Source organism: Nocardia fusca NBRC 14340, from assembly GCF_001618425.1.
Classification (GTDB): Bacteria; Actinomycetota; Actinomycetes; order Mycobacteriales; family Mycobacteriaceae; genus Nocardia; species Nocardia fusca.
Genome location: NZ_BDCU01000016.1, coordinates 19,668 through 46,641 on the forward strand (window position 1 = coordinate 19,668; position 26,974 = coordinate 46,641).

The window sequence follows — 26,974 nt, forward strand, 5'->3', positions numbered from 1 at the left end:
GCGACCGGCCGGACAACGGCTCGCGGCAGGTGGTCCGGTACCGGCGACCACCGCGTTCTTTCGGCTATGTCCGGGACCTTGCTCCGCTAGGCTACCCGTGTGTCGGCAGGAGGAAGGTCTGTCAGCGGATTTCCGCCCGCGGCTGCCAGCGATTTCGTGGGCCGCGATCGGGAGCTGGAAAAAATCGGGATGGCGTTGCTGGGCAGTACTCGCCTGGTGACATTGATCGGTGCGGGTGGCATCGGAAAGACCCGATTGGCGACCGAGGCCGCACAGCGCTTCCAACGGGCACGGCGCGTCCCGGTGCACTGGGTGCGGCTGGCGGTACTGCCGCGGGGCGCGGAGGCGACAGCGGTGGAGGAACAGGTCGCGGGCTCGGTGATCGAGGCCGATTTCTCCGGGAGATCGGCATGGGACGCGGTACTGGGCACGCTGCGCCGCCGCGACGCGGCCGGGCGTGATGCGCAGACGATCCTGGTCATGGACAACTGTGAACATGTGCTCGACGGTGCGGGCGCAGTGATCGCCGGCCTACTCGACGCGGCACCCGGGCTCACCGTACTGGCCACCAGCCGCGAGGCGATCGGGTGGGTCGACGAACAGCTGGTGCCGGTGCCCGCGCTTTCGCATGAGCAGGCGCTGGCCCTGTTCCGTGCCCGCGCCGACCTCGTCGGGCATACCCTCGCCGATGAGGAAAGCGACCTGGCCGCCGCGATCTGCCGGCGTGTACACAATCACCCGCTCTATATCCGGCTGGCGGCCGCACGACTGTCGCGTCAGCCGCTGCCGATGATCCTGCGTGATCTCAGCGGTGAGGCGGGCGACCGGCGATTGCAGTGGCAGAACGGACCCAGAGTCGGAGCGGACGTCCGGCACCGGGGCATCCGCGATGTCATCGCGTGGTCCTACGATCTCTGCCGGGACAAAGAAAAGCTGTTGTTCGATCGCCTGTCGGTGTTCGCGGCCGGGTACGACATCGGCACCGACAGCGCCGACGCGGCCGGACAGGACGTCGGCGCCGAACTGGAAGCCATCGAAGCCGTCTGCGCCGACGACGACACCGGCCGCGCGGACGGATTGGTCCGTGCCGAGATCGAAGACCTGCTGCTGCGGTTGGTGGATCAGTCCCTGGTGTCGATCCACCTGACCGAGACCACGGTGCGTTTTTCGATGGCCGAAACCATTCGGCTCTTCGCCCAGCAACGCCTGCAAGACCACGGTGCGGAGGCCGACCGGCTGGCGCGCAGGCACCGCCGCTACTACCGCGACAAGGTGGCTGCGGCCCGAGCCGGCTGGTTCGGGCCCGACGAGCAGGCGCTGCTCGAGTGGGCCCGGGTGGCCTGGGACAATCTGCAGTTGGCCCTGGAGAGCAGTATCGCCACGCCGGGCGAGGCGGCGGTCGGACTCGAGATCGCCGCCGGGATCATCGCCTTACGCATTCCGTTCTTCACCGGCTCGCTGCGGGAACCACGCCGGTGGGCCGAGCGCGCACTCGCGGCAACCCGGGACCTCGACCCCGAGCCGGTGCCGCTGCAGGTCGTGGCGATGTCACTGATCGCCTGGATCAGCATGTGCCAGGGGGTGCACCGCGAGGCCGAACGGATGCTCGACGAATGCGTCGCCCGCTGCGTGCCCGGCGCCGCGGACCGAGCGCGCTGGCGCGCGGAACCCGAGGTGGATCTCGGGCTCCCCGCCGCGGTCGAATTCGCCCGAGGCGCCGAGCTGATGCTGATCCGCCGCGATACGCGGGCGATCACCGTGCTGGCCCGGTCGCGGGCGCGTTTCACCGCCGAGGGAGACGAGGGCGGTGCCGCGATGAGCGAACTGTTCGAAGCGCTGGCCGCCGCATTCTTCGGCACCGCCGAACAAGCGCTGGAAACCTGCCGCGCCCACCTCCGCAACGCCGAGAGCTCCGGTGCCCGGTGGGCGATCTGCTGGGCGAGGCTGGCATGGGCGATCGCGGCGAGTAAACACGGCGACGCGGGCGAGGCGCTCGCCGTGGGGCGCGCGACATTGTCCGATCAGCTCGCGATGCGCGACCGGTGGGGCGCGGTGTGGGCCGTGCACATCCAGGCGTGGACGCTGGCCCGCCTGGTCGTCGCCGCCGGCGATGAGCCCTCCGCGGCCGTGACGGCCCGGGCACGCGATATCGCCCGCCTGCTCGGCGGCGGGGCCACGCTCCGCGAAGGGCTCGGCGTGGATATCGCCCACCTCGGCCCGTTCGCCACCGAAACCGAATTCGCCGCGGACACCGCCCGGACAATACTGAACGACGACGCCTTCGCGGAGGCGGAGCGGGAAGGTGCGCTGTTGCGGCCGGAATTCGGCGAAGTGGCGCAGCTGGCACTGGGCAACCTGTCCATGGACCGTTTGCCCGTCGAACATCCGGTCCGGCGCAGCCGCCCCTCACCGTGGCAGCAACTGTCGACGGCCGAGCAGGAGGTCGCCGTACTCGCCGCGGCGGGATGGACCAATACGGCCATCGCGGTCCGGCGTGGCAGCTCCTCCAAGACTGTCGACGCGCAAATGGCCGCCGTACTCCACAAATTGATGATCGGCTCCCGAGCAGCTATCCGCTCCCTCGTCCCGGCCGATCGACAGGAGCAGGTGAACGAGGAAGCCGCACGCAGGCCACAGCGCGGCCGCCCGAATCCTCGTCTTCGCTGACCGGAGGTGGAAGGCCGCTCTGTCAGGCGGGATTGCGCCCGGGCGCCGAGTGTCGTGAATATGCTCCGATTCCGTCGCAAGCCGCGCCGCCCCCGACCGGTTCGGTCGCATATGCCTTGCGCGGACGATGATTTCGCCTTCCTACTACCGGTTCGTTGGTAACATGCGTGCGGCGAACCGGCCACTACGTCGGCGGAAGACAAGGGGCGTTGATGGAAGTGGAGGACGTCCACCATGCGTACGGCAGGCGGTCGGTGTTGCGCGGTATCGACATCGTGTTGCCCGCCGGGGCGCTGGTAGGAATCGTCGGCGAGAACGGCGTCGGCAAGTCGACGTTGTTGAAGGTGCTCTCCGGAGAGTTGCGACCGGACCGCGGGGTGGTCCGGCACCGTGGACGGTTCGGTTACTGCCCCCAACAGGTGGTTCTGAACGATGCGTTCACAGTTCGCCAGCACCTGGAATTCTTCGCCGCGGCCTACGCCGTCCCGGACCTGCGGCGGGCCGAGCGAACCATGGAAATCCTGCGCTTCTCCGAGTATGCCGGTGAGCGAGTCGCCACGCTGAGCGGCGGCACCCGGCAGAAGCTCAACCTCACGCTCGCGGTGATGCACGATCCGCAGGTCCTGTTACTCGACGAGCCGTATCAGGGTTTCGACTGGGAAACGTATCTGCGTTTCTGGGATCTGGTCGCGGAATTCCGTGACACCGGCCGATCGGTGCTGGTCGTCTCGCATCTGGCACACGACACCGACAGGCTGGATCAAGTGTGGCGGTTGCACGAGGGCGTTCTCCGGAGCAGACAGGAGACAGCCGGATGAGCGACGGTGTGCGACTTTTCCTGATCGCTACGCGCTACGGCCTCGTCGAGCACGCGCGTAACCGGTTCGCCATGGTGTTGGTGGCCGTCTTCGTTCCCGTTCTGATCACTCTGGTGCATCTGGCCGTCACGGATATCGAGGTCCCGTTCCGGCTTCGGGACACCGGTCTCGTGCTGCGCGCCGATGGGAATGAGCTCGCCCAGATCAGCGGCGCCCTCACCGCGGTCTCGCTGATCATCGGCTTCATGATGTTCGCGGCGACTTTCAGCAGCGGAGCTTTCGACCGGCGTCTGTCGATGGCCGGATTTCCCCGGGTGGCACTGGCTCTCGCGAAAATCGCCTGCCTGGTGGTGGCCTCGTTGGTGGTCTGCGCCTACGCCACCGCTGTCATCTGCTACTACTGGTCGCCGCAACGGCCGGTCCAACTCGCTGCGGCGCTGTTCTGCGCGGCGATGACCTACGGGGCGCTCGGTGTCGCCCTCGGCGCACTGCTGCGCCGCGAAGTGGAGGGCATGTTCGCCATAGCGATGATCAGCTGTTTCGACATGGCTGTGCAGAACCCCATCGCCAGCAGCGGCGCGGACAGCGAATTCGTACGCTTGCTGCCTTCCTACGGTGCGATGCAGGCCTCGACCGCCGCCGGTTTCGCCGACACCACGCCCCTCGCGGGTTTCGCCGTGCAACTGGTCTGGTTCACCGCGAGCGCCCTCGCCGGACTGGTCGCTTTCCATCTGCGCACCCGCTCGTCCCTCGGACCCACGAGGTGGATTCACGTATCCGGATTCCGTCTCGTCGGGCCGGCGAGGTCCGGTCGGCCGGCGAAACACTGAGTCCTGTCCCGGACTGTCCAGTGGTGGACAGCCCGGGACAGACGCGCTCTTGCTGTGCCGGCTGCGGGAACTACAGCACGGCAGGAGCCGGCTCGGCGGCCCGGTAGTAGACCTCACGGCGCAAGCGTTCCAGGTCGGGCGTCGCAGAAGTCGCGGAATTCGACGTCGGCGTGTACCTATCGCTCTCGCGCCCCCACAGCCCCATTCTCGCCATACTCCCGTACATCTCCGCGTAGTCCTTCCCCCGGCCCGACAGGCCGGGCAGCACGCGGAAGAGGGTGGGGAGGTAGCGGATCGCTGCCTCGAACTGGGCGCGATGCTCGGCGACCTGCCGACGCACCTGCTCGACGGCTTCGGCGCGGGTGCAGCCCGTCTCGTGACGGACCGCCCTGACCAGGTTGTAGGGGACTCGATCGGCCTCGTCCTGCGCCAACCCGACCAGGTCGTTCTCCACGAAGGTCACCCAGAAGCCGAGTTCCTCGAGACGGCGGATGACGGGGTGGTTGCGAAGTTTCGCGGGCAGTTCCCGGTCGTGATACATCTCCATGACGGCGATGGCGGTTTCCAGCCCACTGGTCGACATCCGCAGTGGCAGGTAGTCGGCCGTGGAAGGAACATAGCCGTTGATGCGATGGTGGGCTTCGCGTTCGGCGGCTTCGAACCACTCCTCGATGCCGTCGAGGAACCGCTCCTGCCAGCGGGCGGTCCGGCCCTCGCGCAGGCGCGGCCACAAGCTGGCCCACGCCGTCGGAATCGCGCCCGGCCGCCACGGTGCCTCCGGATCCTGGCGCAGTGTCGCCACCATGCCACGCCTCAGCGCGGTCACATCTTCCGGATCGGTCAGCTGCGGATCCTCGAAGAGGTCGTCCCACATGAGGACCAGCACGGCCATGCCGTAGGCGGTCTGTTCGCGGGACACGTCCGCCGCCGGCGCCAGAATTCGTGCCCGGCTCCGGATCGCTCCGGTCCACCGGTGGTAGTCGGCCTCGGCCGCAGAGGTAGCGAGGCCGGTATCGACCAACCAGCTGGTCAACCATTCCGCGACCCGCGGTGGAAGGTCGCCGACCGGAGCCTCGGGTACCCGCGTGAGGGGTTGGGAGACCGCGAGGTGAGAAGGGCGCCGGTCGAGAATCGACCGGATGTAAGCGGTCATCGCCCGGCGGGCGTCCGAGGCAACGGACAGCTCGGCGAGCCCACCGGCGGCCTTGTCCAGGAATTCGTCGGCCACCGCCCGGGCTTCGTCGACCGCGCCGGAGGCGATGACCAGCTCCCGGGCCTGTGCGGCTTGCTCCCCCGTCATTCTGCCGCGCAGCAGGCGGGCCAGGTCCCCGTCGTGGGCGGCCGCGCGGATCACCGGAAGTGTGTAGATGCCCTCGGGCAGATCCGCATTGACGGGCTTGCCCATTTCCTCGGCGGTCGAGGTCAGGTCGAGGATGTCGTCATACAGCTGGTAGGCCAGTCCGAAGTGTCGGCCGAACAGCGCCAACGCCTCTTCTTCGTCCGCGGAGCGGCCGGCCTGCATCGCGCCCACCCGGCACGCCAGCGACAACACCGCCGCCGTCTTACCGTCGATCGTGTCCAGGTAGGACTGCTCGCTGCGGGAGGGCACGTAGAGGTCGGCGGCCTCGATCACCATGCCCGCGCACATCTGCTCGCCCGCGATCGTCGCCGCGAGAACCTCGCGCGGGCCGAGTTCGGCCAGCATGCGCAGGCCCGAGAACGTCACCGCGTCCCCACCCAATACGGCCATATGCGATCCCCACACCGCGTTGGCGCTGGGGCGACCTCGGCGCTGGTCCGCGTGGTCGACGACATCGTCGTGGTAGAGCGACCCCAGATGCATCATCTCCACGGCGGCAGCGGCGCGCACCGCCCGGTCGGCCGCCGGCGTCTCGGGATCGGTGAGCAGGTAGTACGACAGTAGGGTCAGAGTCGGGCGGACCAGACGGCGCGAGGTGCCCGGCCCTTCGTCTGTGAGTGCGGTCAGTTCCGGTCTGTTCTCCAGTCGAACAGGTCCGAGAACGTCGCGGACGCGGTCCAGGTCCGCCTCCAGATGCGGGAAGACAGCCGAGTCGATTTCACGTGGCACGAGGGCACTCCTGACTTGCTGGATCGGTCATCTACGAACACCGCCGGTCAGTCTGTCACCACCCGCGCGCAAAAATGTTGGTATCGAACGACTTCGACGTTCCCCACAACGGTCCGGCGACCGCCACAGGGTGGTGGTGCCCGCCGCGCCCCGAACGCCGGCTGCGGGAGGGTCGTGACGCCGACGGCCGGTTGCGGGTGTCCCGCGGTGATTTCGCACTGGACCGGAACCCGCAGCCGGCGTGGTGGGTGCAGGCCCGACCCTCGGAATTCCGAATCGCTCGGTCACCGAGTGGCCGAGGAGGCCGCCCGGCGGCGAGCCGGCTCAGCCGGCAGTGGAGGCGCGCTCGACCAGATATGGGCGGAAACAGATGTGCTCCGGTCGCGCTGCCCCCTCTGCCGCCGCGGCGACCAGCAGGTCGACGGCGACGGAGCCGATCTCGGCCCGAGGTTGACGAATCGAGGTGAGCGGGACGACCGCGGACTGAGCGAAGTCGATATCGTCGTAGCCGACCAGCGCGACGTCGCCGGGTACCTCGACGCCGTGCAGTGTGAGGGCCTGCAGCACACCGATCGCGAGCAGGTCGTTGACGCAGAACACGGCGTCGGGCCGGTCACCGGGGGGCCGGGCGGCGATACGCTCGCCGGCGGCGCGACCGGCGAGCACGGTCATGGCCGGGGTGTCGACGACAGTGAGCGTGACGCCCGGATGTTCGGCCGCGGCGCGTCGGGCGCCGGCCCGGCGATCCGCCACCTGCGTCAGCGAGGCCGGACCTCCGATCACTGCGATGTGCCGGCGGCCGCCGGCACAGAGGTGTCGCACGGCCAGCTCGCCGCCGGCGATATCGTCCACGGCGACCGAGGAGAACGGCGTGCCCTGCCCGTCACGGTCCACCAGCACCACCGGCACACCGCGGTTGTGCAAGGCGACGAGCCGGCGCTGATCCTCCCCGGACGGCGAGATGAGGAGCCCGAAAACCCGCTGTTCGTCGAAAGTTTCGAGGTAGCGACGTTCGCGGTGCGGATCGTCGTCGCTGGAGCCCAGCAGCACGACGAGGTCGTGTTCGGCGGCGCGCTGCTGAGCGGCGCGGGCCACGTCGGAGAAGAAGGGGTTGCCGATATCGAGCACCACCAGGCCGACGCACCGGGAGCGGCCCGCCTTGAGCTGACGAGCCGCATCGTTGCGGACGAAACCCAGCCGATCGATGGCGGCGAGAACCCGGTCGACGGTGGCGGGTGCGACCTTGTCGGGCGCGTTAAGCACATTGGAGACGGTGCCGACCGAGACCGACGCCGCAGCGGCGACCTCCCGCATGCTCACCACCGGCGCCGGCACCTCCTCTGTCCGCGCAGGCCTCGCCGCGGCCTGCTCACACTCGATCTTGGCCGGGTATCGGGCGCGGGGCAAGCCTGGTCAGCTGGGTCACGTGCTGTGGGGTCAGTTCCTCCAGGCAGGTGACGCCGAGCAACCGCATGGTGCGCTCGACCTGTCCGGTGAGAATTTCCACCGCTCGGTTCACCCCGGCTTCGCCGCCGGCCATCAGGCCGTAGAGGTAGGCGCGGCCGATGAGGGTGAAGCGGGCGCCGAGCGCTATCGAGGCCACGATATCGGCGCCGGACATGATGCCGGTGTCGAGGATGATCTCGGTGTCACGCCCGAGTTCCCGGGCGACCTCGGGCAGCAGGTGGAACGGTACGGGTGCCCGGTCGAGTTGGCGGCCGCCGTGGTTGGAGAGCACGAGTCCGTCGACGCCGGTGTCCACCACCGCCCGGGCGTCGGTGAGGGTCTGGATGCCCTTGACGACCACCTTGCCGGGCCACTGGTCGCGGATCCACGCCAGGTCCTCGAAATTCACCGTCGGGTCGAACATGGAGTCGAGCAGCTCTGCCACGGTCCCCGACCAGCGATCCAGCGAGGCGAAGGCCAACGGTTCGGTGGTGAGGAAGTCGATCCACCAGCGCGGCCGGGGCAGCGCGTCGAGCACGGTGGAGGGGGTGAGTGCGGGTGGGATCGACATTCCGTTGCGGGTGTCGCGCAGCCGGGCGCCGGCCACCGGGACGTCCACCGTCACCAGCAGGGTGTCGAAGCCCGCGGCGGCGGCGCGCTCGACCAGCGCCATGGAGCGGTCCCGGTCCTTCCACATGTAGAGCTGGAACCAGTTACGGCCGTGCGGGTTCGCCGCGGCCACATCCTCGATGGAAGCGGTGCCCATGGTGGAGAGCGAGAACGGGATGCCGGTGCGGCCCGCCACCCGGGCGCCGGCGTATTCGCCCTCCGTCTGCATCATCCGGGTGAAGCCGGTGGGGGCGATACCGAACGGTAGCGAAACCGGTGCGCCGAGGACTTCCCAGCCGGTGGTGACCTTGGAGACGTCGCGCAGGATCGCCGGGTGGAATTCGATATCGCGGAACGCCTGCCGCGCGCGGTCCAGGGAGATCTCACCTTCCGCGGCGCCGTCGGTGTAGTCGAAGGCGGCACGCGGGGTACGCCGTTTGGCGATACGGCGTAGGTCCTCGATGGTGAGCGCCGCGTCCAGCCGCCGCGCAACGCCGACGCGCGGCTTCTTGAACTGCATCAGCGGCGCGAGATCACGAGGTTTGGGTAGCTGTCGTTTCATCAGCCTGCTTTCCTCACGGGTTCGGTGCGCGGCTCGTAGCGCCGCGGCGGGAATGCGGCGGTCACCTCGGCGCGCAGCGCGTCCACATCGCCGTGCAGCAGGCCGTGGGTGCGGGCCTGCACCAGTATGTTTCCGAGCGAGGTCGCCTCGACGGGGCCGGCCAGTACCGGCACACCGGCGTGCTCGGCCAGCAACCGGCACAGCAGCCGGTTGCGGGCGCCACCGCCCACCAGGTGGATCGTGCGCACCGGGATACCGGTCAACTCCTGAGCGGTCCGCACTCCGGCGGCGAAGGCGGCGGCGAGGCTCTCCACAATGGCACGCACCATCGGGACGGGGCCGTCCGGCGCCGGCAGTGCCCGGACCGTGTACCAGTCGGCGATCCGGGCGGGCATATCGCCGGGGGTGAGGAACACCGGGTCGTCCACGTCGAATACGGCCGCCGGAGCGGGAGCATCGGCGGCCGCGGCCAGCAATCGGGCGAGGTCCACTGTGTTGTCGGTGCGCTGCCAGTGCCGCACCGACTCACTGAGCAGCCACAAACCCATGACATTGCGCAGGTAGCGGGTGCGCCCGTCGAGTCCGGCCTCGTTGGTGAAGTTGGCCTCCCGACCTGCCGCCGAAACCAGCGGCGCGGGCAGTTCCACTCCGGCCAGCCCCCAGGTGCCGCAGGAGATATAGGCGGCGGTGTCCGGCGCCATCGGTACCGCGGCCACGGCGGACGCCGTGTCGTGCGAGGCGACGGTGCTCAATGTCAACGCCCGGTCCAGCCCGAAAGCCGCCGCTACTCCGGGTAGTACCGGGCCCAGCGTCGTGCCGGGTTCGACCACGTCCGGGAACAGGTTCGGCAGACTCAGCCGGGTCCGCACCTCGTCGTCCCAGCGGCCGTCCAGCCCGAGCAATCCGGTGGTGGAGGCGTTGGTGCGCTCGGTGACCCGGACACCGGTCAGCCAGTAGCCGAGCAGGTCCGGGATCAGCAACGCCTCGTCCGCGGGTTCCAGTGCGCCCGAGAGTTTCTCGGTGGCGAGCTGGTAGATCGTGGTGAAGGGCAGGAATTGCAGGCCGTTCCGCCGGTACAGCTCGTCCGGGTCCACGACCGCGTGCACTGCCGCCACACCGGCGGCCGAACGGGTGTCGCGGTAGTGGTGGGGCAGTCCGAGCGGCGCGCCGTGCCGGAGCAGACCGTAATCTATTGCCCACGAGTCGATCCCGGCGCCCAGCAGGCCCGGTTCCAACCGGGCGGCCTCGGCCAGGCCGCGTCCGATATGCCGGTACAGACCGGGAAGATCCCAGTGCAGGGCCTCTCGATCGCCGTGCCACAGCGGCAGTGGGTCGTTGGCGAACCGGGCGACCTGCCGCATGGCGATGCGGCCGGGACCGACCCGGGCCAGCATGACCCGGCCGCTGGTGGCACCGAGATCGACAGCGGCGACCGCGCCGGTGGCGCTCATCGCAGGAACGCCGCGGCGACCCCGGCGTCGACCGGCACGTGCAGCCCGGTGGTGTGCGAGAAATCCGGACTGCACAGCGCGAACGCGGCATTGGCGATGTGTTCGGGCAGCACCTCCCGCTTGAGCAGGGTGCGCTGGGCGTAGAAGGCGCCCAGTTCGGACTCCTCCACGCCGTACACGGCCGCGCGCTGCGCACCCCAGCCGCCGGCGAAGATTCCGGAGCCGCGCACCACACCGTCGGGGTTGATGCCGTTCACCTTCACGCCGTGCTCACCGAGTTCGGCGGCCAGCAGCCGCACCTGGTGCGCCTGATCGGCCTTGGCGGCGGAGTAGGCGATATTGTTCGGCCCGGCGAAGACCGAGTTCTTCGACGAGATGTAGAGGATGTCGCCACCCATGCGCTGATCGATCAGCGCCCGCGCCGCCGCCTTGGACACCAGGAACGAACCCTTGGCCATGACGTCGTGCTGCAGGTCCCAGTCCGCCTCGGTGGTCTCCAGCAGCGATTTCGACAACGAGAGACCGGCGTTGTTGACCACCAGGTCCAGGCCGCCGAACGCGAGCACCGCCGCGTCCACGGCGGCACGGACCTGTCCCGCATCGGTGACATCGGCGCCGATACCGACCGCCACGTCGGCCGAGCCGATCTCGGCGGCGACCTCGGCGGCCTTCGCTCCGTCGCGGTCCGCGACCACCACGCAGGCGCCCTCGGCGGCCAGCCGCTGCGCGATGGCCTTGCCGATACCGGAAGCCGCACCAGTGACCAGTGCGATCCGGGTGGCGAGCGGCTTGGGCTTCGGGCGCCGCGCCAGCTTGGCCTCCTCCAGTGCCCAGTACTCGATGCGGAATTTCTCCGACTCGTCGATCGGCTGGTACCGGGACACCGACTCGGCGCCTCGCATGACATTGATCGCGTTCAGGTAGAACTCACCGGCCACCCGCGCGGTCTGCTTGTCCGCACCGTAGCTGAACATGCCGACGCCCGGGATCAACACAATGGCCGGGTCGGCGCCACGCATCGCCGGCGAGTCCGGGGCGGCGTGCCGCTCGTAGTAGGCCCGGTACTCCGCCCGGTAGGTCTCGTGCAGCTCGGTGAGCCGCTGCGTGCACTGCTCGATCGAGGCGTCGGCGGGCAGGTCCAGCACCAGCGGCGCCACCTTGGTGCGCAGGAAGTGGTCCGGACAGCTGGTGCCCAGTGCGGCCAGTCGCGGATGCTCGGCGCGGGAAAGGAACTCGAGCACCGGCGCGGTATCGGTGAAATGCCCGACCTGGCGGCGGTCGGTGGAGGCCAGACCGCGCAGGAACGGCGCCAGCGCCGCCGCCTTCGCCCGGCGCTGCGACTCCGGCAGCGCCTCGTATCCGGGCAGTACCGGTCCGAACGGTTCCGGCTTCCCGTTCGCCGCCAGGTATTGCTCGATGGTGTCGATGATCTCCCGCGAGTGCGCCTCGGCCTCGTCGGAGGTATCGCCCCACGCGGTGATGCCGTGCCCGCCGAGGATCGTGCCGACGGCCTGCGGGTTACGTCGCCGGATCTCGGCGATATCGAGGCCGAGCTGGAAACCGGGGCGCCGCCAGGGCACCCACACCACCCGGTCGCCGAAGATCTTCTCGGTCAACTCCGGGCCGTCGACGGCGGTGGCCAGCGCGATCCCGGAGTCGGGGTGCAGATGGTCCACGTGCGCGGCCTCCACCAGACCGTGCATGGCGGTGTCGATGGAGGGGGCGGCGCCGCCGCGGCCGTGCAGGGTGTAGTCGAACGCGGCGACCATCTCGTCTTCACGGTCCACACCCGGGTAGACGCCGGTCAGGGCGCGCAGGCGGTCCAGCCGCAGCACCGCCAGGCCCGCCTCGGTGAGTGTGCCGAGGTCGCCGCCGGAGCCCTTGACCCACATCAGCTCGACGGGCTCGCCGGTCACCGGGTCGGTGTCGGTGCCCTTGGCGGAGGTGTTGCCGCCCGCGTAGTTGGTGTTCTTCGGGTCGGCGCCGAGCCGGTTGGAGCGGGCGACGAGTTCCGCGACCGTGGGGTGGGTCATGACAGATATTTCCTCTTTCTGGTGGTCGGTGTGGTCAGGCGCCCCAGGAGGCGGCGGGCCCGGTGCGTTCGGCGGCGAGCCGCTGCTGCTGTCCGGAGCGGGCGTAGGCGGCCATCGGGTCCTCCGGCAGGCCGCGCTCGGCGCGCCGCGCCGCCAGTCGCGGCCGGACATCGGTGTAGAAGGCGTCCATGAACACGGCGTGGGCGCCGAGCACATCCCCGGACTCCTGCGCGGCAGTAAGTGCGTCGAGATCGACCAGCGCGGCCCGCGCCGTCATCTCCTCGACATTGAGCACCGAGCGGAGCTGGCCGGGGATCTTGTCCTCGATGTTGTGGCACTGGTCCAGCATCAGGGCCACCCCGTTCTCCGGCGCCAGCCCGCCGCCGCGCAGCACCTCGAACAGGATGCGGAACAGCTGGAACGGGTCCGCGGCGCCGACGATGAGATCGTCGTCGGCGTAGAAACGGGAGTTGAAGTCGAAGGACCCCAGCTTCCGCAGCCGCAGCAACTGCGCCACGATGAACTCGATATTGGTGCCCGGCGCGTGATGGCCGGTGTCCAGGCAGACCACCGCCCGCTCCCCCAGCGCGCTGACCTGGGCGTAGGCGGTACCCCAGTCCGGCACATCGGTCATGTACATGGCCGGTTCGAAGAATTTGTACTCGAGCACCAGCCGCTGGTTCGGGCCGACGTGTTCGTAGATGGCCGACAGCGATTCCGCGAGCCGGTCCTGACGGCCCCGGATATCGCCCTGCCCCGGATAGTTGGTGCCGTCGGCGAGCCAGATCTTCAGATCCCGGGAGCCGGTCTGCGCCATGACCTCCAGGCAGGCCAGGTGATGGTCGATCGCCTTCTGGCGGATTCGCTTGTCGGTGTGGGTCAGGCTGCCGAACTTGTAGTCGTCGTCCTGGAAGGTGTTGGAGTTGATCGTGCCCAGCCGCACGCCGAGGTCTGCGGCGTATCGGCCGAGTGCGGCATAGTCGTCGACCGTGTCCCACGGGATGTGCAACGCCACGGCCGGCGCGAGACCGGTGAGCCGGTGCACGGTGGCCGCGTCGGCGATCTTCTCCTGCACCGTGCGGGCCGTCCCCGGGGTCCCGAACACTTTGAACCGGGTACCGGAATTACCGAAGGCCCAGGAAGGCAGTTCGATGGCGAGGGATTCCAGGGCGGTGTCGAGGGACACGGGCGATATTCCTTTCGCAACGGACAGGTTCGACATCTCAGTGGCCTCCCACCGGAGCGCCCTCGAGACCGCGGCCGAGCCCCGTATCGGGAAGCACCCCGGCGCCCTCGGATCCGGTGACCGGGCTGCCGTAGCGTTCCTCCTCGATCTCGCGCAGCGTCTTGCCCTGCGTGCGCGGGGCGAAGACCGCGCCGATCGCCAGGGCCACGGTGAGCAGGCCGATCAGCAGCAGACCGACCACGGTGAGCCCGGTGGCGGCCAGCATGGTGGGGAAGAAGTAACTCAGCAGGCCGGTCGCCGAGCGCACCACGAAGAACATGAAACCCTGCGCACTGGCGCGGTAGGGAGTGGCGAAGAGTTCGCTGGTCCACAGGCTGTAGAAAGCCTGCGCACCGATACCGCTGGAGACGCCCCACAACACCGCGAAGATCAGCAGCGTCGGCATCCCGGCGTCGGTGAAGAACACCAGTACGCACCAGGCCAGCACACCGAGCGCCGCGCCGATCACATACAGCAGTCGCTGGGAGATCCGGTCGGCGTAGGCCATGAACCCGAAGTAGGTCGCCGCGACGGTGCAGCCCCACACCAGCACCTGCAGCAGATTCTGCGCAACCGCGCTGTGTACCCCCGCGCTGTCGTAGACCCGCGGCATGAAGATACCGGCCTGACCGGCGACGGTGTTCCAGAAACCGTAGATGCCCATCAGCACGAGCAACGCGGTGATATTGATCCGGCGGGAGAAGAGCCCACGCAACCCCTGCCCGCCGGTGGCCGACCGCACCGGCGCCGCCGCATCGGATCCCGCTTCGTCCTGCCAGATCTTGGATTCGGCCAGACCCTGCCGGATCCACCAGACCACCGCCGCCACCACGAACAGGTGCAGGAAGATCAGTCTCGACCCGAGCAACCCCATCGGCGCCAGCACGGCGGCCAGCGCGAAACCGACCAACGGCCCGACCGACCAGGCCAGTTGCGCAGTGCCGACATGGCGGGCACGGTCGGTGGTGGGCGCCTGCTCGGCGATATAGGTCCAGGAGGCCGGCACCCCCGCACCCACCGCGATACCGGTGATCACGAACGCGGCCAGCAGCATCCCGAAGTTCATCGCGAACGTCGCGAGCAGCACGCCCGCCATGTACACCAGCAGGTCGTAGGTGTAGATCGCCTTACGTCCGAAGCGGTCGCACAGCGGCCCGCCGATACCTGCGCCGATCGCCGCACCGAAGGCGTTGGCACTCAACGCGGCCAGCAATCCGACGGCGAAATTGCTGATGCCGAACGCGTCCTGCCAGAAGGTCAGGCTCGTGGCGATGGCGATGATGGAACCCGCCTCGATGTAATTGGACATCGCGACGGATATCGTCGCTTTCCACCCGGTGGTGGTTCGTGCGCCTACCTTCATGGTCTTCCTCGGGGTTTAGCAGGGTTCTCAGGGGGAAGTCGGGGCGAGCCGTCGGCTCAGTCCAGGTGGAAGTACTCGGTGAGGCGGTGCATCGTCTCGTCCGGCCGCGCACCCGGCTCCCCCGGCGCGGGCGCCTGGAAGTACTCGGCCATCGTCGCCTGCCAGCGCGTATTGACCTCGGTGGCCGCCATCGCGGCCTGGGCCCGGGCGAAGTCCGGCGTCTCCAGGTAGCCCACGACCAGGCCGTCTTCCGGCCGGAGGAACAGCGAGTAGTTCGTCCAGCCCGCCGCTCGCAGCGCATCCAGCATGTCCGGCCACACCGTGGCGTGGGCGGCCAGATAGTCGTCGGTCCGTTCCGGGCGCAAGGTCAGCAGGAAACAGACTCGTTCGATGGTATCGGGCATCGGGGTTCCGCCTCATCGTTGAAACGTTTCAATATGTGATCGGAGCCACCGTACGGCCTGGATGGTGACGCAGTCAACCCCCGCCGGTAGCCGACCGCGGATCGGGTACCGGCTGCGCCCACACACCGCCGGTGCGCTTCCGTGCCCCCGGACCCGGACGGCCTACGGTCGACTGCGGTGAGATCGCCGATGCGGCGGTCACCGCCGGTGATCGGCAACCCGGCCACACTCCACGGTCACTCCCCCGGCTTCCGCCCGAGCGAGAAACCCAGGGGAACCGCGGTTGGGAGTCGTCGCGGCGGCGATCGGTTCCCTACGCGCCGGCCTCAGCGCAGGACGCCCGCGATCTCACGGGCGGTGACTTTGGCGAGGTCGACGAAGAACGGAACCCGCTCATCGATCATCAGCTCGACCGGCCCGCGCAGCCCGAGTGCGAACCGGACCTGTCCCGACTCGTCGCATATCGGCACACCGATGGTCCGGAATCCGTGCACGAGCTCTTCGTCGTTGAACGCGTAGCCGCGTTCCCGGGTATGAGCGAGTTCCTTGCCGAGCTCCACCGGCCCGGAAATCGACCGCGCGGTGCCACGGTCGTACGGCAACCGGGTCAACTCGTCCTCGCCGGTCTGCGCCCAGGCCAAGAGCACCTTGCCGAGTGCGCTGGCATGGAGTGGAAGCCGGAGACCTTGCAGTTCATGGCCGTCCGCTTCGCGCCAGCTGCTGGTTCCCAGCAGCACCGCGTCGTTACCGTGCCGCGCGGCGATGGAGGCTTTTGCGCCCGTGATCCTCGCCAGCTCCTCGAGGTGCGGTTCCGCGAGGTGGATGCGGTGCTGCCGATAGGCGATCTGACCGTATTCGGCCAGCGCGGTCCCCAATCGGTACCGGCTGGGTGAGTCCATCTTGTCCAGGAAGCCCGCCTCGACGAGTGCGGAGAGCAGGCGATGGGTAGTGCTCACCGGCAGGTCCAGCCGCCGCGCGATTTCGGAGACACCGAGGTCTTCGCCGTTACGGAAGCAGGCGAGGACGGCCAGAGCGCGTGTGACGGACTGGAGTTGGCCGTGGGCGGGGGATCTGGACTCCACATGGTGAAGCTAGCACGGAAGGCGAGCGATTCGGGCACCATATTTTCCGGATTGTGGAAAGACATAACTCGACCGCAACAATTTCCGGCTGCTGGTCGTGGCTCGTATCCGAGTATTTTCGCTGTTTCCGCGCACTGTGGCGAACAAACATACATCCGGTTCTCGCGTCAAGCTTTCCGGTCAACGGAATGGTAAGGGTGGGCACCCGCATGACTGCCGCATAGCTTCCTCGAGTACCAGCCCTCGCCCGACCAGGAGCCGATTCCGATGCGTCCCTACCGCCGACCACCTCGAGTGCGCGCCGCTCTCGCGATCCTCCCCGTCGTTGCGCTGGTTGCCGCCGCGTGTGGCTCCGGCGGAGCCGACTCGGACGATTCCGCAGCGGGCGGTGCACCCACCTTCGTCCTCAAGGTCACCGACGAAGGCAATTCCGGTCCGCTCGCCGTCGCCAAGCGAGACGGCACTTTCGACGAAGCGCTCGCTCCGCTGGGTGCGAAGGTCGAGTGGGTCAACGCGCCGCCTTCGTTCAGCGCCAACCTCAAGTTGTTCAACGCCGGCGAGCTCGATGTCTCCGGTGGCGCCTACAGCCCGGTCGTCGGCGCGCTCTCGAAGGATGTCGGCGTGCGGATCATCGCGGTCGCCGACCCGGTGGATCAGGATCAGGCGGGCATCATCGCCTCGCCGGACTCGGGGATCCGGAAGGTAGAAGACCTCGTCGGTAAGCGAATCGCGGTCAATCCGGCGGGTAAGGGTGAGTACATCACGCTGAAGGCATTGGAGCAGGCCGGGATTCCGTTCGACCGGGTCGAACGGGTGCCGCTGCAGATATCGGACGCCGCCTCCGCCTTCTCCACCGGACAGGTCGACGCGTGGGCATCGTTCAACGATCCGTACGCGGAAGCCAAGGCCCGCGGGGCCGTCGAGATCGCGACCGAGGCCACCGTCGGCTCGACGGACAATACGATCGTCGCGTTCCGCACCGAGGTGCTCGACAAGCGGCCGGACGTCGCCGCGAAGTATCTCGAGACGTTGCAGCACCTGGTCGAACGTCAGCGGGCCAACCCCGAGGACTTCGAGAACGTGTTCGAGAAGGCCGGGCCGCGAGCCCTGTCCGGTGAACGGCTCGAGCGTGCGATCGACCTCGGCCGGCGGGCGTCGGTGCCGCACTACCCGACCGCTGAGGACGCAGCCGACCTGCAGGGAGTGGCGGATCTGTTCTACGAGAACGGTGTGATCACCCGGCCCGTCACCGCGGCGGACGTCTTCTACCCGCTCGCGGAAAAACTCGCCGCCGCCGGAAACCGGCCCGCACCGACCACGGGGAAATGAGATGGCCGTCGTAACGACACCGCGCGCGAAAGGAGAACCCGGTCGGAGCCGCGGGGAACCCGGCCTCGAGGTGCCGCGATACCGGGCCGGCCGGCGCCGACCCCGATGGGTATCGATCCCGCTGCGTTTTCTCGTGCCCGCCCTGCTCGTCGCGGTGTGGTGGATCGGTTCGGCGACCGGAGTGATCCCCGAGGAGATCCTGGCCGGTCCACCGAAGGTGTGGACGGCTTTCGCGGAGTTGTACGAAACGGGACAGCTCGTCGACTTCTCGATCGCGTCGTTCAATCGTGCCGCTCTCGGGGTGTTGTTCGGGGTCGCGGCCGGGTTGATTCTCGGTGTCCTCTCCGGGTTGTCGAGCCTCGGTGAGGAACTCGTGGATTCGACCATGCAGATCAACCGAGCGGTTCCGTTCCTCGCGTTGGTTCCCCTTTTCATCGCCTGGTTCGGTATCGACGAGACCTTCAAGGTGCTCTTGATCGCGTTCGCCACGGTCGGGCCCATGTACGCCTACACCTATCTCGGCGTCCGCAATGTCGATCGCAAGATGGTCGAAGCGGCGCGGAGCTTCGGATCGAGGGGCCCGCGTCTGGTGTTCGAGGTGATCCTGCCGTCGGCGCTTCCCGGGGTGCTGATGGCACTGCGGATATGCCTGTCCATCGCGATCACCGGCCTGATCGCGGCAGAGCAGGTGGGAACCCGGGAAGGGATCGGCTATCTGGTGACCCTCGCACAGGAGTACAACCGCACCGACTACATGGTGCTCTGCGTAGTGCTGTACGCGGTGCTGGGCCTGATCTTCGACGGAGTGGTCCGGATCATCGAACGGTTCGCGATGCCGTGGCGCGGACAGGTGGCTACCCGATGAGCCCCGAAGCACCCTTGCCTCCGCTGTCCACCCGGACCCGGAGCCCGGCGTCGGCCACCGCCCGCAGGGCAGGTGAGCCGGTGGCGGTGTCGATCGCGGGCCTGCGCAAGAAGTTCGGTGCCACAACCGTTCTCGACGGGATAGACCTGGAGATCCGCCGGGGTGAGTTCGTCGTCCTGCTCGGTCCGTCCGGAACCGGGAAGACCACCCTGCTGCGGCTGCTGACGGGTCTCGAGAAACCGGATGGAGGAGAGATCCTCGTCCCGGCACGCCGGACGACCGTCTACCAGGAGCCGCGACTGATCCCGTCGAAACGGGTTCTCGGCAACGTCACCATCGGTCAGCGCCGCACCACCGAGACCAGGGAGCGCGCCACCCGCGCGCTGGCCGAGGTCAACCTCGAGGGCAAGGCGCGCCAGTCGCCGGCGACTCTGTCGGGCGGCGAGGCACAGCGGGTGGCGCTGGCCCGGGCTCTGGTTCGCGAACCGGAACTGCTGCTGCTCGACGAGCCGTTCGCGGCGCTCGACGCGCTGACCCGGCTCCAGATGCAGGATCTGGTGGGCGACCTCGTCGCGCGGCACCGGCCGGCGGTGCTCCTGGTGACCCACGATGTCGACGAAGCGGTCCGGCTGGCCGACCGGGTACTGATCCTCAACGAGGGCCGGTTCGCGGTCGATATCGATATCGACCTCGCCCGCCCCCGGGACCGCACCGATCCCGAGTCCCTGCGCTACCGCGCGGCATTCCTGGCCGAGCTGGGTGTCGGCCGCACCTCTTCCCCCACGACCTTTTCAAGGAGCACGCGATGACCGCTGCCGCCGACCCTGTTCTCGACACTCTCTGGTACACGCGGTGCCCCGTGCCCACCGCGAGCGGCTTGGCCCACAGTCTCGGCTGGCTGGGCGAGACCGCCGCCGCGGCCGGGATCGGCCTGGGAGTGTTGCAGGATGCCGGTCCCGAACTGGCGCCGCGACACTTCGACCATCAGCTGCCGGGCCTGATCCGCGAGGGCGGCAATGTGCCCGCCCTCGCGGCGCGGGCCGCGGGTTCACCCACCCGGCTGATCGGCCTGACCTGGATCGACGAGGCACAAGCGATCCTGGTGGCACCCGATTCGCCTGCTTCCGGACCGGGTGATCTGGCCGGGCTGCGGATCGCGGTACCCGCCTGGGCGCAGGACCGGGCACGCAGTTTCCCCCGGGCGATGGCTCTCCACGGATTCGCGAGTGCGCTCGCACTCGGTGGGCTCACCTTCGCCGACGTCCGGCCCGTCGAGGTCGCGGTCGAGCGCGACCCGCAGGTACGGGGCGAGAAAGCAACGGGTCGCAGAATCACCACCTGGGGTGTGGAGGCGCTGCTCGCCGGTGACGTCGATGCGATCTATGTCAAGGGCGCCCGCGCTCAGGAGGTCGCGCGCGAACACGGCCTGCGTACCGCGGTCGATCTCGATACCACCGAATCGAAGCGCTCGCGCGTCAACAATGGCACCCCGCGCCCGATCACCGTGCACGCGGACCTGCTGGAGTCGCGCCCCGATCTGGTGGTCGGGTTCCTCACACAGACGCTGCGGGCCGCGAACTGGGCCGCCGGCAACCTCGACGAGGTCCGCGCCGTACTGGCCGGGGAGACCTTCTCCGGCGCGGCGGGCGTCCAGGCCGCGTACGGCGACACATTCCACCGTGGCCTGCACCCGACGCTGTCCGACGAGCGGATCGAACTGCTCGACGTGCAGAAACAGTTCCTCTACACCCACGGCTTCCTCGCCACGGACTTCGATCTCGCCTCGTGGGTCGCCCCCGAACCGCTGCGGCAGGCGAGCGCGCGGCTCGCCGCCGAAAAAGAGGCATCGTCGTGACCGAGTTCCTGTGGGAGCTTCCGGTTCGCGGGGACGGCCGCCACGTCGGCTCCGTCTCCGCGCACCGCGGCGGATTCGATTTCCTCGACCAGGTCGTGCTCGCCGCCGAACTGTCCGGACTCGACGGTGTCGTCGCTCCCTACGACCCGGAGGGTGAGGAATCGTGGGTGGTCGCCGGCTCCGCCCTGCGGCAGACTCGGCACCTGCGGGTCGGCGTCGAATTCCATCCCGCGTTCGGGACACCCGTGTACGCGGCCAAGTTGTCGGCCACCCTGCAACGACTCTCGAACGGCCGGCTCGACTGGCGGTTGCGCGTCGAAACCGACGCCGGCGACGCCGCGGCTCGCGGTGACCGGGTCACCGGCGCCGATCGTTACCGACGGGCGGCCGAATTCCTCACCGTCGCACGGGGCGTGTGGAACGAGGAGCAGGTGTTGCCCGGACGGTTCGGGGGTACCGGCTTCGAGTTCGCCGGCGAATACTACGACGTCATCGATGGCGGATTTCGTGGCATCCTGTCGGGTCTGCCATTTCCCCGTGTCCATCTGTCCGGCAATTCGACCGAGGCGATCGAACTGTCGGCCGGGCACGGCGACGTGCACGTGTTCACCGAGACCGCGGACGGCGTCGACGACGCGGTGGCGTCCTTGCGGGATGCGGCGAGCAGATCCGGGCGCACCGTGCGTGCGGGACTCGCCTTGCCTGTCATCGCCCGGGAGACCGAGGACGAGGCGTGGGCGCGCGTCCTGCGCCAGTGGCGCGAGGTTCATCCGGAGGCGGATGACGCCGAGGTCCGGGCACTCGCACTCGACGACTTCCGCTGGCCGGGCTTCGACCGCATCGGTTACACCCGGTCGATCGGCCTGGTCGGCAGTTACGAACAAGTGGCGCAGGCACTCGCGGACTACCGCACGCGCGGCATCGAGACAGTCGAACTGACCGGGCACCCACACATCGAGGAACTGCACCGGGCCGGAGAACACCTGCTCCACCTCGCCGACCCGGCCGGCCGCACTCTCGCAGGACAGGAGAACCACGCGTGAGCACGGACTTCTATTGGCGCATCGGAATGGAGGGCGACCATGCGTCGTTGCGCACGCCACGTCGCTACAACCGGGGGCATGCCGGCGGCCACGGGCCGGGCAATATCGCACCCGCCATCCGGGGCGGCAGGTTGGACGGATACAGCTATATCGACCATATGGCCGCGGTGGTGAAGGCTTCGGAGTCCGCGGGATTCGTCGGTGGACTGTTGCCCTCCTTTCCGATCACCGAGGACCCGTGGGCCACCGCGTCCGCACTCGCCCGGGAAACCGATACCTACCGCTTCATGGTGGCGTTCCAGCCCGGCTTCCTGCACCCGCTGCAGGCCGCCCGGATGTCGGCGAGCCTGCAACGTGCCACCGGGGGACGCCTGGTCTACAACATCATCAGCGGCGGCGGTGGGGCACCGCAGTTGTGGTGGGGCGACAAGGTGGCGCACGACGACCGCTATGCGCGCACCTCGGAGTTCCTCGATGTGCTGCGCGGAGTGTGGGACGGCACACCCTTCGACTACACGGGGCGGTTCTTCCGGACCGAGGGCGCGGCACTGCCACCTCTGCTGGCGGGCCGGCCGTTCCCCGAGGTGTACTTCTCCGGGTCGTCCGGGGCCGCGGTCGACGCCGCGGGCCGGCACGCCGACTACTACCTGTCGTGGCTCGAACCGTTCGACGACCTGCGGGCGAAGTTCGACGGGGTCCGCGCACATTCCGAGAAATCCGGCCGCGCACCGAAGTTCGCGGTCCGCATCGACATCGTTGCCCGGCATACCGAAGAGGCCGCGTGGACGGAGATCGAGAAGGGGTGGGCATCCGTCGACCGTGCGGCAGCCGACCGGGCCGCCCAGGGCGACTCCGTCGGTGCCGCCCGGATCAAAGGCTGGGTGCCGCAGCACATCACCGGTTACCGCGACCTCGAAGTCCAGCCCAATGTGTGGTGCGGGTTCAGCCTCATCCGCGGCGGGCCGGCATTCGGGCTCGTGGGCAGCTACGAGCAGATCGCCGAACGCCTCGACCAATTGATCGATCTCGGCGTGGACGCGTTCATCCTCGCCGGCAATCCCCACCTCGAAGAGGCCTACCGCGTGGGCGAAGAAGTGCTGCCACTCCTCCGGCGCACCACTCCCACCCCGGTTCGCGCTCTTTCCACCCGATAGGAGAAACAATATGACCGGCACCGAAACCCGGGTCACCCCCGCGGTCGAGGCTTTCGTCGACGACGCGCGCCGCGCCGCCGACACCGCTTTCCGCGTTTTCCGCGAGACCGGGACCGTTTCCGCCAACGGCACCGTGAACTTCGTCGAGCGGGTCCCCGGCGAAGAACTGGCGGTCGCGCTCAACGAGCCCGGACCGTGGGCGCAGGACCGGAGCGCGAAGCCGATCCTCGCGTCGTTCGACGGAGAGGTGCTGGCCGGTGACGGTCCCGCCGGGTTCGTCACCGGTTACGCCAGGGTGTTCCGCGCACACCCCGAGATCACCTCGATCGTGCACGTGCACACGCCCTGGCTGGGCGGATGGGCCCAGACCCACCGGACCCTGCGCATCAAGTACGCGGCCTCGCAGCGGCTGACCCTTTCCCGCGATATCCCCGCACATATCGACCGCAGCCAGGCCCCCGGCGACTTCATTCTCGACCGCCTCGTCGACGATCCGGACCTCGTCGCGATCTTCGAGGCCAACGGCGGGGTCAACGTGATCGGCCGGTCGGGTCTGCTGGACCTCGCCAAATTCGTGGTCCTGCTCGAAGAGGGCGCCCGGTACCAGGCGCTCGGTGAACTCGTCGGCGGAGCTGTCGACTTCGACCCGACGAACCTCGTGGCCCAGTGGGGTCGCAGTGGATTACTCGACGAGGCCCGCCGCCGCGGTCTCGTCTGACATACAGCCGAAAAGGAGCTCTCCCATGACTATTCGTATCGGCTACTTCCCGAACAACAACTCGTTGTTCGTGCTGCGCCACAACGGCCTGCTCGAACCTCACCTTCGCGACGTCGAGTGGGTGGACCTACGCGAACTCCCGGCCCCGACTCGGGCCGATCCCCGCACCGGGCTGCCGACACTGCACTCGGACTGGTTGTTCGAGGAAGGCGGGTACGACTTCATCGGCACCGGGTTCACCCCGCCGATCACCGGCCTGGGCCAGGGACGCGACCTGGTGTATGTCGGAATCTCCGGCCCGCGCGTCGAGAACGGGCGGTTGGTGAGCCTGGCGAACTCCGGTATCCGCACCGTCGCCGATCTGCCCGGTAAGCGGGTCGGCATCGCACACGGTTCGTGGCAGACCACCCTGGCCTTGCTCGCTCTCGACCGCGCGGGCAAGCGCTGGTCCGATATCGTCCCGGTCGATATCGACGTGAACGACGGGGGCCCGGCCCTGGTGCGCGGCGATATCGACGCGTGGGCCGGTGCCTACCCGGCGCTGGCGGAGGTCGAGGCCACCGCGCAGCTACACACGCTCGTCGACACCGACGGTCTCTTCAGCCACCCGTCGTTGTGGTTCGTCCGACGCGAGTTCGCCGAGAATCATCGCCCGGAACTCGAAGCCATCGTCACGGCCCTGCGGGAATCGGATGCGTGGATCGTCGCCAACCCGCGCGAGGCGGCGCGTTTCTTCGTCGACGATGCGCAGCGGCGCGGCGGCACCGCTGATCTCGATCGCTGGGAGGCGGCGTTGCGCGGACGCCCCTTCGGGATCGGCCCGGTCACCGATGAATTCCTCGATGAGCAGCAGCGTTCGGCAGACCTGTTGCACGCCAACGGCCTTCTGCCCCGAACGGTCGATGTCCGCGCCGCGGTCCTGCCCTGGATCGGAGAGGTCGTCGCGGCCGGTCGTCCGGTCACAGCGGCCTGAATATCTAGTAGCCCTTCGGCGACCGGTTGGTCGCTGCCCGGCGTTCGGCCTCCTTGGCCTGGACCCGTTCGTCCTCGGCGCGCACGGCGGCATAGCTTTCGCGTTCGCGGATCAGCCACTCCGGCGGGTCCGCGAGAAACGCGGCGATCTCGTCGGCGGTGAGCGAATCGGATACTCCGGCCCGGGTCAGGCCACTATTGGAGATACCGAGCTTACGGGCCACGATATCGCGCGGGAACGGTCCGGTGCGGCGCAGCTCGGTGAGCCACTGCGGCGGGTTCGCCCGGAGCTCGTCCAGCTCGGCCCGGGAAATCGGGTTGTTCCGGAAATCTTCGGGAGCCGCCGGAAGATAGATGCCGAGCTTGTTCGCCGCGGTCAGCGGCTTCATCCTCTGCGGTTTCTGTTCCAGGCTCACCGGAACAGGGTATCGGGCCGCCGAGCCGGTCCGGACTCCGCGGTGCCATACGCTTGCCGGTATGAGCCGGTTCCCCTCGATCGATGTGCAGCGCCTGCGCTGGTTTGCCGCAGTCGCGGAGGAACTGCACTTCGCACGCGCCGCGAAGGCGTTGCACATCTCCCGCCAGAAGCTCAGCCACACGGTCATCGATCTGGAGACCGAGCTCGGCACGAAGCTGTTCGTACCGGGAGCGCAGCCGACCCGGCTGACCGATGCGGGACGAGAGCTGCTGCGGGAGGCGCGTGACCTCATTGCGCGTACCGAGAACGAGGCGGGCACCGCGGCGGTCGCTGCCCCGGCCACGCTGCGGGTCGGCTTCGTGCCCGGCGTCACCGTCAGCAAATGGGAGCGGATCTGGGGGCGGCGGTTCCCGGATACCCCGCTCGAGCTGGTCGCTGTGGCCCAGGCCGACCAGGAGCCGGCACTGCGCGAGGGCCGGGTCGACATGTGCTTCGTCCGCTTGCCGATCGACCGCGGCGATATGAACGCGATCCCGCTCTACCGTGAGTTGCCCGTCGTCGTGATACCCAAGGACCACGAGATTTCACTGTTCGACCAGGTCGGCATGGCCGATCTCGCGAACGAGCGCCTGCAGGACACCGCTGATATCGACGCCGCCGGAGCCACCATCGAACTGGTCGCCGCCGGAGTAGGCGTCGCCATCGTGCCGCATTCGATCGCCCGCCTGCACCACCGGCGCGACGTCGTCTACCGCACGGTGACCGATACCGACGACACCGAAATCGCCCTGGTCTGGCCGTCGGCCCGGACCACCGAGCTGGTCGAGGAGTTCATCGGGGTCGTACGCGGCCGCTCGGAACACAGCTCCCGGTCCCCCGCCGGAAAAGGCACCGAACCAGACCCGCGGAAGTCGCACGCTCCGGCGAAACGACCGCGCCCCGCGAGGAAACCGATCCCCTCCAGGAAGAAGCCGGCGCGGGGGCGCAAACGCTAGCGCCCCGCTCCACAGACCGGACAACCAGACCAGGAAAGCCGCCGTACGAGATCGGATCGACTCACCCGCCCGAAACCGCGCAACGGTGACTACGCCGAACCTGCGGGGGCATGATCCGGGAAATCGGCACTGCGGCCGACCGCGGCCCAGCGCCGGGCTTCTGCGTCACGTTCGGCACCGGCGGCCAACGCCTGTTCCACCGCGCCGCCGCCCAGCAGCAGCCGTCGCGGCGGCTCGGCAGCGCCGACCACATCGACGATGATCTCCGCTGCCCGGGCGGGGTCGCCGGGCTGCTTCCCGTCGGTCGCGCGACGCATGTCGTGTATCCGTCCCACGGTCTCGCGATAGTCCGGGCCCGGCTCACGCATCCGCATGGACGAACCCTGCCAGTCGGTGCGGAACGCACCGGGTTCCACGATGATCACCTGCACACCGAACGGTTGCACTTCGGCGGCCAGCACCTCGGAGAAACCCTCCACCGCGAACTTCGCTGTTTGATACGCCCCCATGCCCGGCGTTCCGCCGACCCGGCCGCCGACGGACGAGAACTGGACGAAGACACCGGAGCGCTGGGCCCGCAGTATCGGCAGGGCCGCGCGGGTCACGTTGACGACCCCGAACAGGTTGGCCTCGATCTGGGCGCGGAAATCGTCGAGGTCCATCTCCTCGATCGCGGCACTGTCGGCGTAGCCGGCGTTGTTGACGACCACATCGATCCGCCCGAATTCGGCGACGGCGAATTCTACGGCGGCCGCGGCCGCGGCCGCATCGGTGACGTCGAGCGGGAAAGCCCGGGCTCGACCGTCACTGCGGTCGACGACTGCCCGCAGTTGTTCCGGCTGTCGTGCCGTCGCCACGACCCGGTCCCCGTGGGCGAGCGCCGCGCGAACCAGTTCCGCGCCGAACCCCCGTGAACTACCGGTCACGAACCAGACCTTCGAAGTATCGGACATTTCCTGTGCTCCTTCCGGGCGGAATTGCGTGTCATGAGGCCGGTCCGCGTTCGGACGGCGTCGCTGATGTTCCCGGCACAGGACGAGGGGGAG

At 68.6% G+C, this 26,974-nt stretch carries 23 protein-coding genes; 12 read left to right on the plus strand and 11 right to left on the minus strand.

The features are described from left to right. Window positions 1-99 precede the first annotated feature (99 nt). The 3 genes from NF4_RS05090 to NF4_RS05100 all read left to right on the plus strand — a co-directional run bounded on the left by NF4_RS05090 (window position 100) and on the right by NF4_RS05100 (window position 4,315). Window positions 100-2,667, plus strand: a complete 2,568-nt coding sequence (locus NF4_RS05090) for a helix-turn-helix transcriptional regulator (protein ID WP_157119995.1) — start codon at window positions 100-102, stop codon at window positions 2,665-2,667. A gap of 212 nt (window positions 2,668-2,879) precedes the next feature. Beyond that, entirely contained in the window at window positions 2,880-3,485 is a 606-nt protein-coding gene (locus NF4_RS05095) for an ABC transporter ATP-binding protein (RefSeq protein ID WP_063126143.1), read from the plus strand. Then, the gene (locus NF4_RS05100; RefSeq protein ID WP_063126144.1) at window positions 3,482-4,315 is read left to right on the plus strand and encodes an ABC transporter permease; all 834 of its coding nucleotides are present in this window, start codon (window positions 3,482-3,484) and stop codon (window positions 4,313-4,315) included. Before NF4_RS05095 ends, NF4_RS05100 begins: the two co-directional genes overlap by 4 nt. A gap of 70 nt (window positions 4,316-4,385) precedes the next feature. Here NF4_RS05100 and NF4_RS05105 read toward each other — a convergent pair whose 3' ends face one another. The 9 genes from NF4_RS05105 to NF4_RS05145 all read right to left on the minus strand — a co-directional run bounded on the left by NF4_RS05105 (window position 4,386) and on the right by NF4_RS05145 (window position 16,579). Further along, complete coding sequence (locus NF4_RS05105; RefSeq protein ID WP_198165222.1) at window positions 4,386-6,404, minus strand: polyprenyl synthetase family protein; 2,019 nt, start codon at window positions 6,402-6,404, stop codon at window positions 4,386-4,388. 324 nt (window positions 6,405-6,728) lie between these two features. Then, on the minus strand, window positions 6,729-7,718 hold the full coding sequence (locus NF4_RS05110; protein ID WP_063126145.1) for a LacI family DNA-binding transcriptional regulator: 990 nt from the start codon (window positions 7,716-7,718) through the stop codon (window positions 6,729-6,731). A gap of 55 nt (window positions 7,719-7,773) precedes the next feature. After that, window positions 7,774-9,021 (minus strand): alpha-hydroxy acid oxidase, encoded by a 1,248-nt coding sequence (locus tag NF4_RS05115; protein ID WP_198165223.1) that lies wholly within the window; start codon window positions 9,019-9,021, stop codon window positions 7,774-7,776. Next, window positions 9,021-10,472, minus strand: a complete 1,452-nt coding sequence (locus NF4_RS05120) for a rhamnulokinase (RefSeq protein ID WP_063126146.1) — start codon at window positions 10,470-10,472, stop codon at window positions 9,021-9,023. The genes NF4_RS05115 and NF4_RS05120 overlap by 1 nt, the downstream gene beginning before the upstream one ends. Continuing rightward, window positions 10,469-12,505 (minus strand): bifunctional rhamnulose-1-phosphate aldolase/short-chain dehydrogenase, encoded by a 2,037-nt coding sequence (locus tag NF4_RS05125; RefSeq protein WP_063126147.1) that lies wholly within the window; start codon window positions 12,503-12,505, stop codon window positions 10,469-10,471. Before NF4_RS05125 ends, NF4_RS05120 begins: the two co-directional genes overlap by 4 nt. A gap of 34 nt (window positions 12,506-12,539) precedes the next feature. Continuing rightward, window positions 12,540-13,727 (minus strand): L-rhamnose isomerase, encoded by a 1,188-nt coding sequence (gene rhaI, locus NF4_RS05130; RefSeq protein WP_063126148.1) that lies wholly within the window; start codon window positions 13,725-13,727, stop codon window positions 12,540-12,542. Window position 13,728: 1 nt separating this feature from the next. Beyond that, window positions 13,729-15,093, minus strand: a complete 1,365-nt coding sequence (locus NF4_RS05135) for an MFS transporter (RefSeq protein ID WP_063126149.1) — start codon at window positions 15,091-15,093, stop codon at window positions 13,729-13,731. A gap of 56 nt (window positions 15,094-15,149) precedes the next feature. Beyond that, window positions 15,150-15,497 (minus strand): L-rhamnose mutarotase, encoded by a 348-nt coding sequence (locus NF4_RS05140; RefSeq protein ID WP_063126150.1) that lies wholly within the window; start codon window positions 15,495-15,497, stop codon window positions 15,150-15,152. Between the two features lie 326 nt (window positions 15,498-15,823). After that, window positions 15,824-16,579, minus strand: coding sequence for an IclR family transcriptional regulator (locus NF4_RS05145; protein WP_063126151.1), 756 nt, complete (start codon window positions 16,577-16,579; stop codon window positions 15,824-15,826). Between the two features lie 267 nt (window positions 16,580-16,846). On the opposite strand from NF4_RS05145, the gene NF4_RS05150 reads away from it, so the two are divergent. Genes NF4_RS05150 through NF4_RS05185 form a run of 8 tightly spaced genes read left to right on the plus strand, consistent with a single transcriptional unit; the run spans window position 16,847 to window position 24,516 of the window. Beyond that, window positions 16,847-17,908 carry an NrtA/SsuA/CpmA family ABC transporter substrate-binding protein gene (locus tag NF4_RS05150; protein ID WP_063126152.1) on the plus strand — a complete coding sequence of 354 codons (1,062 nt, stop codon included), beginning with the start codon at window positions 16,847-16,849 and terminating at the stop codon, window positions 17,906-17,908. Window position 17,909: 1 nt separating this feature from the next. Then, on the plus strand, window positions 17,910-18,773 hold the full coding sequence (locus tag NF4_RS05155) for an ABC transporter permease (RefSeq protein ID WP_063126153.1): 864 nt from the start codon (window positions 17,910-17,912) through the stop codon (window positions 18,771-18,773). Then, window positions 18,770-19,582: an ABC transporter ATP-binding protein gene (locus NF4_RS05160; RefSeq protein WP_063126360.1), complete on the plus strand. Its 813-nt coding sequence runs from the start codon at window positions 18,770-18,772 to the stop codon at window positions 19,580-19,582. Before NF4_RS05155 ends, NF4_RS05160 begins: the two co-directional genes overlap by 4 nt. Further along, window positions 19,579-20,628, plus strand: coding sequence for an ABC transporter substrate-binding protein (locus tag NF4_RS05165; RefSeq protein WP_063126154.1), 1,050 nt, complete (start codon window positions 19,579-19,581; stop codon window positions 20,626-20,628). Before NF4_RS05160 ends, NF4_RS05165 begins: the two co-directional genes overlap by 4 nt. Next, window positions 20,625-21,671 (plus strand): LLM class flavin-dependent oxidoreductase, encoded by a 1,047-nt coding sequence (locus NF4_RS05170; RefSeq protein ID WP_063126155.1) that lies wholly within the window; start codon window positions 20,625-20,627, stop codon window positions 21,669-21,671. Before NF4_RS05165 ends, NF4_RS05170 begins: the two co-directional genes overlap by 4 nt. Next, on the plus strand, window positions 21,668-22,825 hold the full coding sequence (locus NF4_RS05175; RefSeq protein ID WP_063126156.1) for an LLM class flavin-dependent oxidoreductase: 1,158 nt from the start codon (window positions 21,668-21,670) through the stop codon (window positions 22,823-22,825). The genes NF4_RS05170 and NF4_RS05175 overlap by 4 nt, the downstream gene beginning before the upstream one ends. Window positions 22,826-22,835: 10 nt before the next feature. Then, window positions 22,836-23,543: a class II aldolase/adducin family protein gene (locus NF4_RS05180; RefSeq protein WP_063126157.1), complete on the plus strand. Its 708-nt coding sequence runs from the start codon at window positions 22,836-22,838 to the stop codon at window positions 23,541-23,543. Window positions 23,544-23,568: 25 nt separating this feature from the next. After that, entirely contained in the window at window positions 23,569-24,516 is a 948-nt protein-coding gene (locus NF4_RS05185) for an ABC transporter substrate-binding protein (protein ID WP_063126158.1), read from the plus strand. Between the two features lie 4 nt (window positions 24,517-24,520). On the opposite strand, the gene NF4_RS05190 is transcribed toward NF4_RS05185, so the two are convergent. After that, a complete protein-coding gene (locus NF4_RS05190) occupies window positions 24,521-24,931 on the minus strand; it encodes a DUF5997 family protein (protein WP_063126159.1) in 411 nt (136 codons plus the stop codon). Between the two features lie 61 nt (window positions 24,932-24,992). Between NF4_RS05190 and NF4_RS05195 the strand changes: the two genes are divergently transcribed. Further along, window positions 24,993-25,928, plus strand: a complete 936-nt coding sequence (locus tag NF4_RS05195; protein WP_063126160.1) for a LysR family transcriptional regulator — start codon at window positions 24,993-24,995, stop codon at window positions 25,926-25,928. Window positions 25,929-26,017: 89 nt separating this feature from the next. Here the strand turns inward: NF4_RS05195 and NF4_RS05200 are convergent, their stop codons facing one another. Further along, the gene (locus NF4_RS05200; RefSeq protein WP_063126161.1) at window positions 26,018-26,881 is read right to left on the minus strand and encodes an oxidoreductase; all 864 of its coding nucleotides are present in this window, start codon (window positions 26,879-26,881) and stop codon (window positions 26,018-26,020) included. Window positions 26,882-26,974 lie beyond the last annotated feature (93 nt).